Consider the following 15,082-nt stretch of genomic DNA (forward strand, 5'->3'; position numbering starts at 1 on the left):
GTTAAGCGGGGAGAATTCGGTCTCTACTGCGCGGCGCCTTAGTCAAGGCAATTGGTGCGCGGCAGCAGCAAGTTATGTCCGAAGGTTGCGACGGTCGGGTCGGCAGCAACGCAGATCGAGTCGCTTTCCTGTCATCCCTGACGGACTTGCCCGAGGAATGTGGCGACCTGCTGGCGTAGCTCGTCCGCTTGCTGTTCCAGCTCGTTTGCCGAACTCAGCACCTGGCTCGCGGCGGCGCCTGTCTCCAGCGAGGTTTCGCGGACCTGCGAAACATGACGAGACACATCATCGCTGGCGCGCGCGGCTACGTCGATGCTGCGCGCGAGATCACGGCCAGCCACCGACTGCTGATCCACTGCGCTGGCGATCGAAGTCGCTGTCGATTCGATCTCGCTGATCTGGCGCGCCACGGCGCGCAGCGCGCTGACGCTGGCGCCGGTGGAGTCCTGCATGGCGCGGATCTGGGCGGCCACGTCGTCGGTGGCGCGGCTGGTCTGCGCCGCAAGTTCCTTCACCTCGCTGGCGACGACCGCGAAGCCGCGGCCCGCCTCCCCGCCACGCGCCGCCTCGATCGAGGCGTTGAGAGCAAGGAGATTGGTGCGCTTGGCGATCGACTGGATCAGTTCGACGATCGCGCCAACCTCGTTGGCCGAAGTGGACAGCGCGGAGATGGTCTCGTCGGCGCCCTTGGCGGTGTCGTTGGCCTGACGCGCGAGTTCGGCCGAATGCGATGCCTGCCTGCTGATCTCGCCGATCGACATGGCGAATTCGTCGGATGCGGCGGCCGCCGCCGTTGCTCCGGTCGAAGCCTCGGCGATGTGGCGCGCCGCCTCGCCTGCTTCCTGCGATGTGCGGTCGGCGGTTTCGCTCATCACCCCTGCCGTGCGCTGGAGCTGGTTCGAGGCACTCGCCACGCCGCCGACGACCTTGCCGACTGTCGTTTCGAAACGATCCGCGACGCGCTGCATCTCTTTGCCGCGCTCCGCGCGCAGAGCTGCGCGTTCCGCGGAGAGTTGCTCGAATTCCTGCGCGGACTGCGCAAATATTTCGAAAGATCGCGCAAGGTCGCCGATCTCGTCGGGGCGTCCTGTGCCCGGGATGTGCATGCCCTTTTCACCCGCCGCGAGGCGCGTCGCAACATCACTGATCCTGCCGAGAGTGCGCGACAGATCGCCGCCGATGTAACGGTTGCTGAGTAGGACCAACACTGCGCCGCCTACTCCCATCACGAGAAACATGACGAAAAGCATGAGGATCCCGAATTGGGCGTTTTCATCTTCGGCTTCGCCCACCGCGACCAACTCGTCGCGAAGATTGCGAGCGGTTGCAATAATATCGTCGCCCTCGACATAGACGCTGTCGGCGAATGCCTGCCACTGCTCCATGGTACCGCGAGAATCATTGGCGGCAGAAACGCGTGAGGCGAGGGCGGCAAGCGAAGCGTTGAGATCGTTGATCGCGGGGACCGTGGTGGGAGCGATCTCAGTCGCATGGGTCTCAATCTCTCGCAGCGTCCGATCGGCTTGTCGGAGTGAATCCTGAGCGGCTGCTAGATCCTCGCGATTTCCGGTAACCGCATAATGCTGCACGAAAAGGCGGGCATCGCCGATTTCGGCCACCATCTGCGCGGAGTCGTAAGTCGCTTCGGAAATCTCGACGCGCTGCTGGCGCATTTCCAATGCGTACCATCCGCCGAAAAGGATGGAGAGCAGAATGATCGCCACGGCGGCGATATTGATGAAAGCAATGGCGTCCAGCTTCTCGCCGACGGTCTTCGCATACATCCAGCCACGCAGGCCCCCGGAAGGCGCATCGGGATCGGCAGCTTCGTAAATTGCAGCCTCTCGCTTTTCGCCGAGAACCGCGTCGGGCATGACCTCGTATTCGGCGACGAAGCCGCCGTTCGTGTCGGAAAGAGCGTTCATGCTACTTTTTTACCCTTGGGAGTGTCTGCGATCATGGATTGGACCGGCTGACCGAGATGCTGCTCGATTTCGCCGGCCGGCATGGCTTTGAAATAGAGCCAGCCTTGGATCTGGTCGCAGCCGGCGGCGCGGACCATGTCGGCCTGTTCCTGCGTTTCGACGCCCTCGGCCGTGACGCCCATTTTCATGGCCCGTGCGACCGTGATGCTGGATAGCATCATCGCCCGGCTGCCATCGTCCTCGCCGGCCTGCACGACGAGGCTGCGATCGAGTTTCAGCTTCTCGAAGCGGAACTGGCGCAGGAAGCCGATCGAGGCATAGCCGGTCCCGAAATCGTCGAGGGCGATGCGCACGCCAAACCCTCGGATGAGCGCGAGGCTGCGTTCGGCAACGACCGGATCGAGCACCAGACAGGTCTCTGTGATCTCGAGTTCGAGCCGTTCGGCATCGAAGCCGGTTTCCTCGAGGATATGGCCGAGCTGGACCGGGAATTCGGGATTGCGAAGCTGAGCCGCGCTGATGTTGACCGACAGGGTGATGTCGTCCCAGGCGAGCGCATCGATGCAAGCCTGCCGCAGAACCCATAGGCCGATCGCGTTGATCAGTCCGCTTTCCTCGGCCACCGGGATGAAGACATTGGGGCCGATGGGCTTGCCGTCGGGACGCTCCCAGCGCAGCAGGCACTCGACGGCAACAACCATGCGCGTGGTGCTGTCCACCAGCGGCTGGTAATTCAGGCGAAACTCGTCACGCGCCAGCGCCATGCGCAATTCGTCGTCGAGTTCCTTGATCTGCTCGCGGCTCTTGTCGAAGGCCGGATTGAACCATGTGCAGCGCATCTTGCCGCCACGTTTGGAGGCGTACATGGCGACATCGGCACGGCGCAGCAGTTCGGAGGAACTGACTGTATCCCCGGCATTGCAGCGTGCCAGGCCGATACTCGCGCCGAGCGTCAGGCGGCGATCGTCCACATTGACGGGCTTGGCCAGTCGCTCGACGATCCGGCGGCACAGCCCTTCGAGCAAGGTGCCCGCGAGGGGACCTGCGGCCATGACGGCGTATTCGTCCCCGCCGAGCCGATAGATCGTCGCCTCGCCTTCGGTCATCTCCACGAAGATGCGCGAACATTCGCGAATCGCCGCATCGCCGACGAAGTGGCCGTAGTGATCGTTGACGAGTTTGAACCCGTCGAGATCGACAAGAGCGAGGGCGACCTCTTCGCCGCTCAGCGCCTTGCGCTGCATGTCGCGATGAAGCGCACGGCGATTGGGCAGGCCGGTCAGGCTGTCGCTCATGCTCAGGATTTCCGCCCGGCGCAGGTGGCGAATGCCGGAATAAGCGAGCAAGCCGACCGCAGCAGCGAAAATCGCGGTGCCGGTCGCCAGGATGGCCATTGGCTGGCCGATGCCAAGCCGACTGCTTGCCATGGTGAGCGCGAAAGTCGACAGGAAGATACCGGCCAGGATCACCAGCGGCCCGAAGACCACGGCTCTACTATCGCTGACAGCCTGATCCTGCCGAGTTTCCACCAATGCCCCCGATTAAAACCGTTCGATGTTCTGCAACATGGCGATAGCGGTCATTCGCTAAGGATTGGTGAAGCCGCGTTTACCTTGTCCGTCACGCGGAGGCCCGGTGCTGGAACGTGCGAGTGGCGCGGGCATGCACGGAAGTCGGCCGGTAGAGCGAAGACCCCCATTGCGAAGGCTCGAACCGCTCGGTCTGGCCTACCACCGATTCTCCGGCGCCGAGCATCAGCAAGCCGTCGCTGGCTGTCGCGCTGGCCAGACGGTCGAACACCGTACGGCGGATGTCCGTGTCGAAATAGAGCAGCACGTTGCGGCACAACACGAGGTCGAATTGCCCCGGATGGGGCGGGTGGTCGAGGATACTGTGCTGCTGGAAGCGGACCATCGAGCTGATCTTGTCGTTGGCCTGCCAGCCGCGCGGGGTCTCGGTAAAAAAGTTGAGCATTTGCGCGACGCTGATGCCGCGCTGGATCTCGAACTGGGTGTAGCATCCGGTCTTGGCCGACGCGATCGCCTTGCCGGAGATGTCGGACCCGAGGATCTCGATATCCCAGTCTCGCCAGCGTCCCGGCTGTTCGCAGAACAGCATGGCGAGGCTGAGCGGTTCCTGTCCGGTAGAGCAGCCGGCGGACCAGATGCGCAGACGCTTCGATCCGGCGCGCCGGCTTGCGAGATCGCCCAAGACCTGGTTGGCCAGCATCGCGAAATAGACGTGATCGCGGAAGAAATAGGTCTCGTTGTTGAGCAAGGCCTCGACAACCTTGGTCGCCAGATGGTGCTCGCCGGGACGTTCCAGCATGCAGGCCAGCTGGTCGACATTGTCGAGGCCGAGTTCGCGGAACAGCCCGGCAAGCGCCGTGGAGACGCGCCAGCGCCGATTTTCCGTCAGTTGTTGTCCGGTACGCTGTTCTAGGAGATCGGCGATGATTTTATGGGACGCGTCGTCTACGCCCATGCCTCGGCCCCCACGCTCGCGAGCACTTTTTCCGCGAGTTCCTCTGGCGGGCTGGCAGCGGCGACCAGACCCATCTCGGTCACCGCGCGCGGCATGCCCCAGACGGCGCAGGTCTCGGCGTTCTGGGCGTAGAGCGTGCCGCCTGCCTTCGCGATCGACTGCGCGCCTTCGGTGCCGTCGCGGCCCATGCCGGACAGCAGGACTGCGGCGACCCGCCCGTCGAACGCTTCGGCGAGGGATTCGAACATCGGGTCGACAGAGGGCATGCAACCGCTCTTCACCGGATGGTAGGCCAGCCCGGTGACGTAGCGCCCGCCCGACTTGCGCACGACCATGTGACCGTGGCCTGGTGCGATTATGATGTGGCCGCGCTTCAGCTCTACACCTTCGTCGGCGAGCACGGCAGGACGGCTTGCGGCCAATTCCATCTGCTTGGCGAACACCGGGATGAAGCTGTCCGGCAGGTGCTGCGTAATCAGGATCGGCAGGTCGAAGTTCTTCGGGATCTTGCGCAGGAACAGGTTCAGCGCGTGGATGCCGCCGGTCGATGCGCCGATCGCGACCACTTCGGGGCGCTTGCCCGATCTGGCGGGCGACGGGGCGGGGCGCGCTGGCTTGGGCGCTTCCGCATCGACGCCGGCGAGTGCGCGGATCTTGCCAAGCAGAGCTTCACGGTAGCTGTCGTTGAAGCCGCCCGGCCGTGGCTTGAGCATGGTGTCGGCTGCGCCCAGCGACAGAGCCTGGACGGTGTGCTCGGCGCCGTCCGCGGTCAGCGAGGAGATGACGAGGACCTGCGCACCGGGGGCGGCTTGCTGAATTTTCGGAAGCGCTTCGATCCCGCCCATACCGGGCATTTCGAGATCGAGCATGATCACATCGGTTTCATGCGTGCGCAGTTCGTCGAGCCCGCGTTCGGCCGTATTGGCCGTGGCGACGATGCAGATGTCCTTTTCCTTCTGGAGCATGCGCGTGAAGACGGTTCGCACGGTCAGCGAATCGTCCACGATCATCACCCGGACCTTGCGACCGACCGATGCGGCGGGATCGGCCCTCTCGCTGCGAAGCACTGCGCTCATTGCCGGCCTCCTCAGGCCATGCCGACAAGCTGGAGCTTGATCTGCAGGGTCTCGTGGTCGAACGGCTTCATCACATATTCGTCGGCACCTGCGCTGATCGCCTCGCGGATATGGGCCACGTCGTTTTCGGTGGTGCAGAAAACGACCTTCGGCTTGTCGCCGCCGTCGCGCTGGCGCAGCTGGGTGATGAATTCGATGCCGGTCATTACCGGCATGTTCCAGTCGAGCAGGACCACGTCCGGCATCGATTCCATGCAGCGATCGAGACCTTCCTTGCCGTTCTCGGCTTCCTCGACCTCGAAATCGAGGGTTTCGAGAATATGGCGCGACACCTTGCGGATGACGCGCGAATCATCGACGATCAGGCAGGTTTTCATGTTATTGGACCTCGTGTGTTTCGGGGCCTTGTACCGCCCGAGGGGTAACTATTCGCTTAAGCAGCTTCTTCCATCGGGCCTGCTATGAGCGAGGAAGTGTCGATCAGCAGGGTCGGGCCGCTCTCGGTCTCGACCATGCCGCGGGCGGCGCGCTGCCATCCGGCGCCGAAACCACCGGGCACGGCCACCGGTTGGCTGAGGGCTTCGCCGACGTCGTAAGCGGCATCGACGAGCAGTGCGTAGAGATGGCCTTCGACCTCGACCACCGCCGCGCGCTGGTCGTCTTCTGCAACCGTCTTGTCGAGGCCCAGGGCGAGCGAACAGTCGATCACCGTCAACGCCTGGCTGCGCAGGGCCGTGAGACCGAGAATGAAGTCCGGCGTTCCCGGGATCGGCGTGATTTGCTCGATCTCGATCACGGACTGGACATCGCTCGCCGGGATAGCCGCGTGGCGGCCGGCGACGAGGCACTGGAGCAGCAGGTCGGTCATGCGGTCCTCCCGAGGCGGGCCTGTTTGAGCGCGGCCAGCAGGCCGTCGCGGTCGTAGCGGTAGATGGTACCGCCATCGGCTCCGGCATTGTCCGGATCCTGGGTCAGGCGGATGACGCTGCGGGCGCTGGCGGATTGTGCGGGCTGTGCGATTTCGGCCAGCTGGATTTCGACATCGGCATCTTCGCCGTCATCGGCAGCGATGCGGTATCCGGCCGCCTCGACCAGCGGTTCCAGGATCGTTCTGGCCCAGTCGCTATCGCCCGGAATGCGGCACGACAGCACCTCGTCCGTTCGGCGCTGGACGCGCTGGCGGGCGAAGAGCGCGTGCCCGTCGAGCACCGGCACCAGCGAGTCGCCGATGAGGGTCACGCCCTCGATCAGGGGATCGTCCTGCGAGGGAATGATCTCGCCATCCATATCGGCGGCGTCGAGCACTTCGTTGACCGCATAGACGACTTCGCTTTCGCCATCGGTCAGGCGCAGCAGGCGGCACCGGTCTTCCGGCAGCTCGCCGAATTCGAGACCGAGCAGCGTAAATACCGATCCGTCGATGACGGCCTGCGCCCGCTGACCCTCGATATCGATCGCCTCGCGCGACACGGTGTCGATCCGACGAACCATGTCGAGCCGTACGGCGCGCTTGCGATCGTCGAGCCCGGCAAAGAGCATGATCGGCACAGCCTTGCGGCCCGTTTCGACGACCTCTTCTTCTACAACCTCGGTCGTGCGGCCCTCCCCCATGTGCAAGCGGTTGGTCGCGATGCTCGGCAAATCGAGCAGCATCATCGGGCGGCCATCGTCGAGCAGGGTGGTCCCGGCATAAAGGCGGGTTTCCATTACTGCCGGGGCGATCGGTTTGACGACTACGTCCTCGTGGTCGAACACACGGTCGACGGCGAGGGCGAAAACATCGTCGCTGGCGAGACGGATGAGGACCAGCGTCTTGCTGTCCCATTCCGCATCGTCGATCTCGTCGATACCGAGAATGTCGCCCAGCGCGAGGCACGGGACGCGCTTGTCGCGGAAGGTGACAAGGCGGCGGTCGCCGGCCGTCGCGAATTCGACATTGCTGCTGCTGCCGAAGACGATCTCTTCGACATAGCTGCGCGGGATCGCATAGCGCTGGCTGCCGGCGCCGACGGTAAGGGCGGCGATGATGCTGAGCGTGAGCGGCAGCTTGAGATGGAAGCTGGCGCCTTCGCCCGGTTTGCTGACAACATCGATGGAGCCGCCGACGCGTTCGATATTGGCGCGCACGACGTCCATGCCGACGCCGCGCCCGGAGACCGAGCTGACTTCATTGGCAGTCGACAGGCCCGGTTCGAAAATGAGCATATGCTTGCGCCGATCGGACATGCGGTCGACTTCGCTCTGCGAATAGAGCCCGGCAGCGACGGCCTTGTCTGCGAGACGGCCGGTGTCGATCCCCCGGCCATCGTCGGACACGACCAAGCTGATCTGGTTGCCGGCCTGGCGCGCTGCGAAGCGGAGCAGGCCGATTTCGCGCTTGCCGTTCTTCAGTCGCTCGCCGGGTCCTTCGATGCCGTGATCGATGGCGTTGCGAATAATGTGGGTCAGCGGATCGCGGACCATCTCGATCATTTCGCGATCGAGTTCGACCTCTCCGCCCTCGAAATCGACCATGACCTGCTTGCCGAGTTCGTTCGACAGGTCGCGGACAAGACGGGGGAGCGAACTGAAGAGGTGCTCCAGCCGCTGCATCCGCATGCGGGTGATCGCCGCGCGGACGTCGGCTAGGATCGTCGAGAGGCGATCGAAGGGTCCGTCGATGGTCGGTTGTTCCCCGGCCTCGCGCAGGCGACGCGACAGGTCGTTGCGCGCCAGCACCATGTCGGAGACGCCCTTCATCACCTCGTCGAGCAGGTCGACGGGCAGGCGAATGGAGCGCTGTACGACCTGAGCGCGTGCGGGTTTGGGCGCGGAACTCTCGTTGTCGGAGCCTTCGTCACCGTCGGTTTCGCCCGCATCCTCGTCGTTCGCCGGTTCGGCTTCCGGCATCACGGCGCTGGCGACGACGATGTCGTCGCTGCCCTGGAGCGCGGCAATCAATTTGTCGTCGCCGCCTTCGGGGAATTCCTCGCCGGCTTCGATCGCGTCGGTCATCTCGCTGATGCGGTCGATGATGGCGAGCACGGCGGAAACCAGCGCGCTGTCGGCCTCGCGGCGTCCGGCGCGGCATTCGGACAGCGCGTCTTCGGCAGCGTGGCTCAGTTTCTCGAGCCGCGGAAAATCGAAGAAACCGCAATTTCCCTTTACGGTATGGACGAAGCGGAAAATCGTATCGAGCCGCGCGCGGTCGGACGGGTCTGCTTCCCAAGCGACGATTTCCCCGCCGCTGGCTTCCAGCATTTCCCGTGTTTCGGCGACGAAGTCCGCCAGAAGATCATCCATTAAACTGCCCCTGATCCGATCGGAGGCCAGCTATGCAGCAAGATGGTTAACGATTGGTTTGGGGAATTGCGCTCGATTCCGAACGGTCGCGCAGCACCTGCCAGACGAGGAAAGTCGCCAGTGCGCCCCCGGCGATATTGGCGGCGAGTTCGGCGGCATAAATCGCTTCGGAGCCCCAGCTTCCGCGCAGCAGCCAGCCGAAGGGGAGCATGACCAGGAAGACACGCGCCGCACTCTGCGCCAGCGCCACGCCTGCGCGATCGACGGCGTTGAGCGCGCCGTTGGCGACGATGAGCAGGCCGAAGCCGGCATAACCCCAGACCGCAATGGCCAGGTAGCGAGAGAACTCGTCCACAACCGCAGGATCGTCGGTGAAGAAGCGTGCGAACCAGTCTCCGGTGAAGAAGAGCAGGACTGCGGTGGCGAGGCCGTAGACAATACAGAACAGCGCCGACCACCACATCGCCCTCCGCGAGCGATCGGGGCGGTTCGCGCCCCAGTTCTGGCCGACGATTGCGCCGATGGAGCCGGACAGCGCCAGCAGCGGGACGGTGGCGAAGCTCTGCAAGCGCCCGGCAGCTCCGAAGCCCGCCACGGCCGCTTCGCCCTGGCTGGCGAGCAGTGCGGTAAGCACGGACAGGCCGATGGGATTGATTGCATTCGAAAACGCCGCTGGCCCGGCCACGGAAAGGATCGCCTTGCTCGATTCCCCGACATTGCAGCGGCGGATGGTGGCCGGATTGATCGGCAGTTGCGCGCCCTTGATCAGGTAAAGCGCGACGAGGATAGCAATGAAGAAACCGGCAATCGTGGCATAGGCTGCGCCCGCGATCCCGAAACCGCCGAAGCCGAAGGCCCCGGTAATCAGGATCGGGTCGAGCACCCAGTTCGCCGCCGAATAGGTGACCGAAACATAGCTGGTCTTGCGCGCTTCACCCTGACCGCGCAGCACGCCGTTCAGGCCCATCTGCAACAGCAGCACCGGCAGGCCCAGCGCATAGGGCTGCATGTACTCGCGGATCAGCGGCAGCAGGTTGTCCGATGCCTGCATCAGCTGGAACAGCGGATCGAGCAGAGCGAACAGCAAGAGGCCCATGACCACGCCGATTGCCAGCGCGAAGATCGCGCCGAAGTTCGCGCGCCGCTCCGCCCGGTCGCGGTCCCCTTCGCCCAGCGCGCGGGCGATTACCGAATTGATCCCGACCATCACCCCGACGCCGAGGCTCGAGAGCGCGATGGTGATCGGGAAGATGAAGCTGACGGCAGCAAGCTCTTGCGCGCCCAATTGCCCGATGAAATAGGCATCGATCAGGCCGACCGACATGATCGCGGCGACGCCGATGATCATCGGCGCAGTCTGGCTGACGAGATGGCCGCGAATGCTCCCGGTGGTGAGTTTGGCCGTCTCGCTCATCGCGGCTCGCCTAGCGGGCGCGTCCGGTATTGCCTAGCGGAGAAATGCGCCGTGCCGCTTGCCCGCCGATGAGCGCCCGTGCGATAGCGCGGCCGTCCAGTCCACCCGCGAGGCGAAGCGCGCATCCATGACCAGCATGACCGTCAACGGAAGACCAGTGCGGTTCCGCATGGAGCCCGACACGCCGCTCCTCTGGGCGCTGCGCGATGCGGCCAACCTGACCGGCACCAAATACGGTTGCGGCGAGGGCGATTGCGGAGCCTGCATGGTGCATGTCGATGGCGAGGCGCTGCGGTCCTGCCTTATCACCATCGGCGAGGCGGAGGGGCGCTTCATCACCACGATCGAGGGGCTGAGCCGCGACCGCACGCATCCGGTACAGCAGGCGCTGGTGGCCGAGCAGGCGATCCAGTGCGGCTTTTGCACGCCCGGCATCGTCATGGCGGCGAGCGCATTGCTGGAGAAAAGCGGCTCGCCGTCCGAGGCGGAGATCAAGACCGCAATCCCGAACCTGTGCCGCTGCGGTGTCTACCCGCGCCTCGTCCGCGCCATCGAGCGGGCCGGACGGGTCGCCCGGAGGCAGGAGCGCATCAGTGCCGCGCCGGTGCCGGGCATCAGCGCCGAGGACGCGGCCCGCGATGTGCCCGCCATCAGCGCGCCGGAAAACTGACTCAAGGCGACAGACGGGCGACAAAGGCGACACCCTGTCGCCCGGCGAAGGTTGCTACAAGCCACTGAATTATTTCGATTATCATACCAGAGCGCGGGCGATGCACCGTGGCGTCCCCCGGGGGGCATGGCCACCCTGCGTCGACCGACCATGACAAGAAGCGGCAGCGAGCCTAGCCCGCCGCCGCTCCTGTAGGAAAGCCGGTATCGGCGCTGGCGTCAGAGCTCGAAGCGCACGCCCAGCTTGGCGGTCAGCGGCTTGCCCGGCTGGATGTTGTTGTCGCCATGCGCGCTCGGATAATAATCCTCGTCGAGCAGGTTCTCGACATTGAGCTGCAGGCTCACCCGGTCGTTCAGCGTGTAGAAAACCGCCGCATCGACGCGGGTATAGGACGGCAGGACGACGTCGTTGCTGAAGCTGGCGAACTGGCTCGACTGGTGGACCAGGCCGAGGCCTGCACCGAGCTTGTCGGTAAAGTCGTAGCGGCCCCAGGCGCCGATCTGGTGTTCCGGCAACTGCTGCAGTTCGGTCCCGATGCCGCCGGAATTGGTCGCCGAGCGGATCTCGCCGTCGAGATAGGTGTAGCCGACATTCACATGCAGCTGGTCCGTCAGCGATCCGGCAAGGCTGGCCTCGAAGCCTTGCACGCGCGTTTCGCCCGTCTGCAGCACCAAATTCTGCACCGGATCGGTGAAGGCCGTGTCCTTGCGATCAAGCCGAAAGACGGCCGCGGTCACCAGCAGGTCGGCGCGCGGGGCATACTTGACGCCCGCTTCCCAGGTCTCGAAGCTTTCCGGTTCGAGGTTGATGCTGGTATCGCTCAGCACGGTGAACTGGTCGCCCGATGCGGGGAGGAAGCTTTCCGAATAGCTGGCATAGATCGACAGGCTGTCCTGCGGCTTCACGATCACGCCCAGGCGCGGGCTGATCTTGTCGTCCTTGCGCGAGCCGAAGAAGTCGTTGCCGATGTCGTAGCTCTCGAGATCGAACTCGTCATAGCGTGCGCCGACGATGACCTGCAGCCAGTCGGCCAAGTCGATCTGGTCCTGAATATAGAACGATAGCGTCGACAGCTCGGAGGTCGAGGCGCGCTGGAAGTCGAGCGTGAAGGGCGGCACGAAGATGGTGTCGGCCAGCGGAACGTCGGTCGGCGCGCCGAAGATCGCCCGGTCGCGATCGGCATCGGTGTCCTGGCGCGAGAATTCCGCGCCCACCAGAAGCGTGTGGCCGATGCTGCCGGTGTTGCCTTCCCAGACGAGATTGGCCTGACCGATCAGGTTCTCGCGCACGGTGCCGCTTTCGTAGCCGCCCAGGCTGACGGTATCCGCGATCCCGTCGCCATCGGTGTCCGACGCGCCCGAGGGCACGATGTTCGAGTAGAACTTGTCGTAATGCGCATATTGCACGGTGGCATTGGCGCTCAGGCCGCCGTCGAAATCGTGATCGATGCGCGCGCGGGCGATATGCGCTTCGACGTCGCTGTAATTGTAGTCGGGATCGCCGAAGAAGGTTTCGTCATTGCCGGTCAGCGGACGGCCCTGGAAGGCAGGCACGCCGCGATCGACCACGCGCTGGTCGTCGTCATAGGTGTAGCTGAGGACCAGTTCGGTCGACGGGCCGAGGCCTACGGTCGCTGTCGGGCTCACCCCGATGAAGCGGCCTTCGTAGACGTCGCGGTGGTTGTCGAATTCCTCGTAGGTCGCGTTGAGGCGCAGGGCGAGCGCGTCGCCTGCGGGCAGGCCGATGTCGGAGGCGATGCTGAAGGCGCCGTGCGTGTCGACGCTGGCGGCCCCGGCGAGGCGCAGGTCGCCGATCTCGGCCTTCTTGCTGACGCGGTTGATCGCACCGCCACCGGCTCCGCGGCCGAAGATCAGCGCATTGGCGCCCTTGAGTACCTCGACACGCTCCACATTGTAGAGCGGACGGTAATATTGCGCGTCGTCGCGCAACCCGTCGATGAAGAAGTCGGCGGTGGTTTCCTGGCCGCGGATGAACACCTCATCGCGGTGGCCTTCGCCGGTTTCGAGGCTGACGCCGGGCACGAACCGCAGCGCTTCGTTGAGCGAGGTGGCGTTCTGGTCGTCAAGCTGGTCGCGGGTGATCGCGGTGACGGCCTGCGGCACATCGATCAGCGGGGTGGGGGTCTTGGTGGCGGTCAGCCCGTCGTCGGTGCCGTAGCCGTCGGCGTCGCCGGTGACTACGATGTCGCTCGGAAGGTAGTCGCGCTCGGGCTGCTCGTTGGCGAGGGCGGGAGTGGCGGCGAATGCGGTCGCGCTGCCAAGAAGCAGGGCAGCGCGGGTGGAAACGATCCTCATAAAGTAGGCTTTCTATTCTTGCGAATGATTCTCAATCTGATGAAGGTCCTGCTATTGAGAACAATTCGCATTCGCAACCGCAAAAGCGTTTTCTGCCGATGAAAAAATCGCAAGCGCCGCTTTCACTGATCGCAACAGTCGCTTAAGCGGACCGCGCAAACGCTCGAGCAGGAGAGGTTAGAGATGAAGGCGACGATCTGGCACAACCCGAAATGCGGCACGTCGCGCAAGACGCTCACGATTCTGGAAAACTTGTCCAAGGTCGACGTGACCGTGGTCGAATATCTCAAGGATCCGCCGACGAAGGACAAGCTGGCGCAGCTCTATCGCGATGCGGGAATTTCTCCGGCGCAGGGCTTGCGGATGCGAGGGACCGACGCGGCGGACCGCGGCCTGCCCGATGCCGACGACGACACGATTCTCGAGGCAATGGTTGCCGACCCCATCCTGATCGAACGTCCGCTGGTTGAAACCGACAAGGGCGCGCGCCTGTGCAGGCCGCAGGATACCGTGCTGGAAATCCTCTAACTTCTATCTTTGGTCAGCGCACTGTCGCGCTGGAGGCTGACCCAGCCATAGGCGAAGACGATGGCGCATAGCGCCACGATCAGGCCGAAGCCGAGCCAGTCGGAATGGCCATAGAGCCAGACACCTAGGGCAGGAGCATAGATGAAGCTCGCGCCCGCGACCGAGGCGGTCACGCCGGAGGCCTGGCCCTGCTCGGCGCGGGTGACGGCAAGCGATGTGCCCGCAGTCGTGCCTGGGCGGAACAGGCCGAAGCCGAGCGAGGCGATGGCATAGGCCAGCGCGATCGAATGGAGATCGTCCGCCACGCCGAGGAAGGCGACCCCGAAAGCCGCCACTGCAATGCCGGAGAGCGTGGCGGCGCGAGGGCCTAAATCGAAGCGCGGGATCAGTCCCCATTGCGCAAGGAGTGTGGCGATCGCTCCGGCCATCAACACCAGCCCGACAGGACCGGCGCCCTCTGCGGGCGTGTCCCGGAGGCCGAGGCGGTCGAGCACGAGGAAGCCCGAGATACCCAGCACCATCGCCTGCGCATGCCCGCCCAGCAGGCCCGCTACGACCCAGGGCCGAAGCCGTGTTTCGAACCAGCGCAGCTTGTGCGGTTCGACGGCCTCCTCGTCCTCGTCATCGGCATCGTCGTCGCTGCCGGAAACTTCCGATGTCGGGCTGCCGGAATAGGGTGCGTCATAGGCCTTGCCGCGCGCGGGGAACTGCGGCGTGTCGTTCGGCAGCCGCAGGCGCAAGGCAACCAGTGCCAGGATGCCGATCAACGAAAAGATCAGGAACGGGCCGGTCAACCCGACAAAGGGCAGCACCATCAGCGGGGCGAGCGCCGGGCCGATCACCGTGCCGAGCCCGAAGCTGGAGGCGATCAGCGAAAGCGCCTGCGTGCGCTCGGATCGCGGCGTGCGCGCGGCGACATAGGCTTGCACCGCGGGCGGAGCCGCACTGCCGAAACCGCCGTAAAGGCTCCGTGCGACCGCGAACAGCAGCAGCGCCCAGAAGGCGGTGAGATAGCCCGACAGGCCGAGCCACAGCATTGCGCCGCAGAGCGAGAAACTGGCGATGAAGCCGGTCAGCCCCAGCGCCATCATCGCCTTGCGCCCGCGCCGGTCTGAGCGTTCGGCCCAGAACGGGGCGCAGATGACCCACAGCAGCGCAGACCAGCTGTAGGCGAGGCTGATCCACACGTCGTCGATCTGCAGCGCCGTGCCGATCGAGGGCATGACCGATTGCATCGCCGTATTGCCCGCTGCCGTGACCAGCATGACGGTGAACAGCAGCGTCATCCGCTCGCGCGAGATGGCCCGCGGCATGGCGGGCTTGGCGGGCGCTACGGATTTGGCGGGATCGACATCGGCCATGAATGTGCTGCGCTAGGCCCAGTCTCG

At 64.6% G+C, this 15,082-nt stretch carries 12 protein-coding genes; 2 read left to right on the forward strand and 10 right to left on the reverse strand.

Annotated elements, in window-relative coordinates:
• Positions 1-131: 131 nt before the first annotated feature.
• The 8 genes from Q9K02_RS04135 to Q9K02_RS04170 form a co-directional block, all read right to left on the reverse strand.
• Entirely contained in the window at positions 132-1,925 is a 1,794-nt protein-coding gene (locus Q9K02_RS04135) for a methyl-accepting chemotaxis protein (protein ID WP_305931748.1), read from the reverse strand.
• Positions 1,922-3,454, reverse strand: a complete 1,533-nt coding sequence (locus Q9K02_RS04140) for a putative bifunctional diguanylate cyclase/phosphodiesterase (protein WP_305931749.1) — start codon at positions 3,452-3,454, stop codon at positions 1,922-1,924. Before Q9K02_RS04140 ends, Q9K02_RS04135 begins: the two co-directional genes overlap by 4 nt.
• Positions 3,455-3,545: 91 nt before the next feature.
• Positions 3,546-4,409, reverse strand: a complete 864-nt coding sequence (locus Q9K02_RS04145; RefSeq protein ID WP_305931750.1) for a CheR family methyltransferase — start codon at positions 4,407-4,409, stop codon at positions 3,546-3,548.
• A complete protein-coding gene (gene cheB, locus Q9K02_RS04150) occupies positions 4,400-5,485 on the reverse strand; it encodes a chemotaxis-specific protein-glutamate methyltransferase CheB (protein WP_305931751.1) in 1,086 nt (361 codons plus the stop codon). The genes Q9K02_RS04145 and cheB overlap by 10 nt, the downstream gene beginning before the upstream one ends.
• Before the next feature lie 11 nt (positions 5,486-5,496).
• The gene (locus Q9K02_RS04155; protein ID WP_278327583.1) at positions 5,497-5,862 is read right to left on the reverse strand and encodes a response regulator; all 366 of its coding nucleotides are present in this window, start codon (positions 5,860-5,862) and stop codon (positions 5,497-5,499) included.
• A 56-nt stretch (positions 5,863-5,918) separates the two neighbouring features.
• A complete protein-coding gene (locus tag Q9K02_RS04160; protein WP_305931752.1) occupies positions 5,919-6,353 on the reverse strand; it encodes a chemotaxis protein CheW in 435 nt (144 codons plus the stop codon).
• Positions 6,350-8,767 carry a chemotaxis protein CheA gene (locus Q9K02_RS04165; RefSeq protein WP_305931753.1) on the reverse strand — a complete coding sequence of 806 codons (2,418 nt, stop codon included), beginning with the start codon at positions 8,765-8,767 and terminating at the stop codon, positions 6,350-6,352. Before Q9K02_RS04165 ends, Q9K02_RS04160 begins: the two co-directional genes overlap by 4 nt.
• Before the next feature lie 46 nt (positions 8,768-8,813).
• Positions 8,814-10,181 carry an MATE family efflux transporter gene (locus Q9K02_RS04170; RefSeq protein WP_305931754.1) on the reverse strand — a complete coding sequence of 456 codons (1,368 nt, stop codon included), beginning with the start codon at positions 10,179-10,181 and terminating at the stop codon, positions 8,814-8,816.
• 127 nt (positions 10,182-10,308) lie between these two features.
• Here Q9K02_RS04170 and Q9K02_RS04175 point away from each other — a divergent pair, with 127 nt between their 5' ends.
• A complete protein-coding gene (locus Q9K02_RS04175; RefSeq protein WP_305931755.1) occupies positions 10,309-10,851 on the forward strand; it encodes a (2Fe-2S)-binding protein in 543 nt (180 codons plus the stop codon).
• A gap of 218 nt (positions 10,852-11,069) precedes the next feature.
• On the opposite strand, the gene Q9K02_RS04180 is transcribed toward Q9K02_RS04175, so the two are convergent.
• Positions 11,070-13,166: a TonB-dependent receptor gene (locus Q9K02_RS04180; protein ID WP_305931756.1), complete on the reverse strand. Its 2,097-nt coding sequence runs from the start codon at positions 13,164-13,166 to the stop codon at positions 11,070-11,072.
• Positions 13,167-13,349: 183 nt separating this feature from the next.
• On the opposite strand from Q9K02_RS04180, the gene arsC reads away from it, so the two are divergent.
• A complete protein-coding gene (gene arsC / locus Q9K02_RS04185) occupies positions 13,350-13,694 on the forward strand; it encodes an arsenate reductase (glutaredoxin) (protein WP_305931757.1) in 345 nt (114 codons plus the stop codon).
• Here arsC and Q9K02_RS04190 read toward each other — a convergent pair.
• Entirely contained in the window at positions 13,691-15,055 is a 1,365-nt protein-coding gene (locus Q9K02_RS04190) for an MFS transporter (protein WP_305931758.1), read from the reverse strand. The two genes, arsC and Q9K02_RS04190, sit on opposite strands and share 4 nt — an antisense overlap.
• Positions 15,056-15,082 lie beyond the last annotated feature (27 nt).

The sequence above is a fragment of the Qipengyuania profundimaris genome, assembly GCF_030717945.1.
GTDB classification, from domain to species: domain Bacteria; phylum Pseudomonadota; class Alphaproteobacteria; order Sphingomonadales; family Sphingomonadaceae; genus Qipengyuania; species Qipengyuania profundimaris.

Bases quoted from the DNA above. Each gene is read 5' to 3' on its own strand.
- Q9K02_RS04160 (WP_305931752.1), bottom strand. From the start codon at position 6,353: ATGACCGACCTGCTGCTCCAGTGCCTCGTCGCCGGCCGCCACGCGGCT.
- Q9K02_RS04155 (WP_278327583.1), bottom strand. From the start codon at position 5,862: ATGAAAACCTGCCTGATCGTCGATGATTCGCGCGTCATCCGCAAGGTG.
- arsC (WP_305931757.1), top strand. From the start codon at position 13,350: ATGAAGGCGACGATCTGGCACAACCCGAAATGCGGCACGTCGCGCAAG.
- Q9K02_RS04175 (WP_305931755.1), top strand. From the start codon at position 10,309: ATGACCAGCATGACCGTCAACGGAAGACCAGTGCGGTTCCGCATGGAG.
- Q9K02_RS04180 (WP_305931756.1), bottom strand. From the start codon at position 13,166: ATGAGGATCGTTTCCACCCGCGCTGCCCTGCTTCTTGGCAGCGCGACC.
- cheB (WP_305931751.1), bottom strand. From the start codon at position 5,485: ATGAGCGCAGTGCTTCGCAGCGAGAGGGCCGATCCCGCCGCATCGGTC.
- Q9K02_RS04165 (WP_305931753.1), bottom strand. From the start codon at position 8,767: ATGGATGATCTTCTGGCGGACTTCGTCGCCGAAACACGGGAAATGCTG.
- Q9K02_RS04190 (WP_305931758.1), bottom strand. From the start codon at position 15,055: ATGGCCGATGTCGATCCCGCCAAATCCGTAGCGCCCGCCAAGCCCGCC.
- Q9K02_RS04135 (WP_305931748.1), bottom strand. From the start codon at position 1,925: ATGAACGCTCTTTCCGACACGAACGGCGGCTTCGTCGCCGAATACGAG.
- Q9K02_RS04145 (WP_305931750.1), bottom strand. From the start codon at position 4,409: ATGGGCGTAGACGACGCGTCCCATAAAATCATCGCCGATCTCCTAGAA.
- Q9K02_RS04170 (WP_305931754.1), bottom strand. From the start codon at position 10,181: ATGAGCGAGACGGCCAAACTCACCACCGGGAGCATTCGCGGCCATCTC.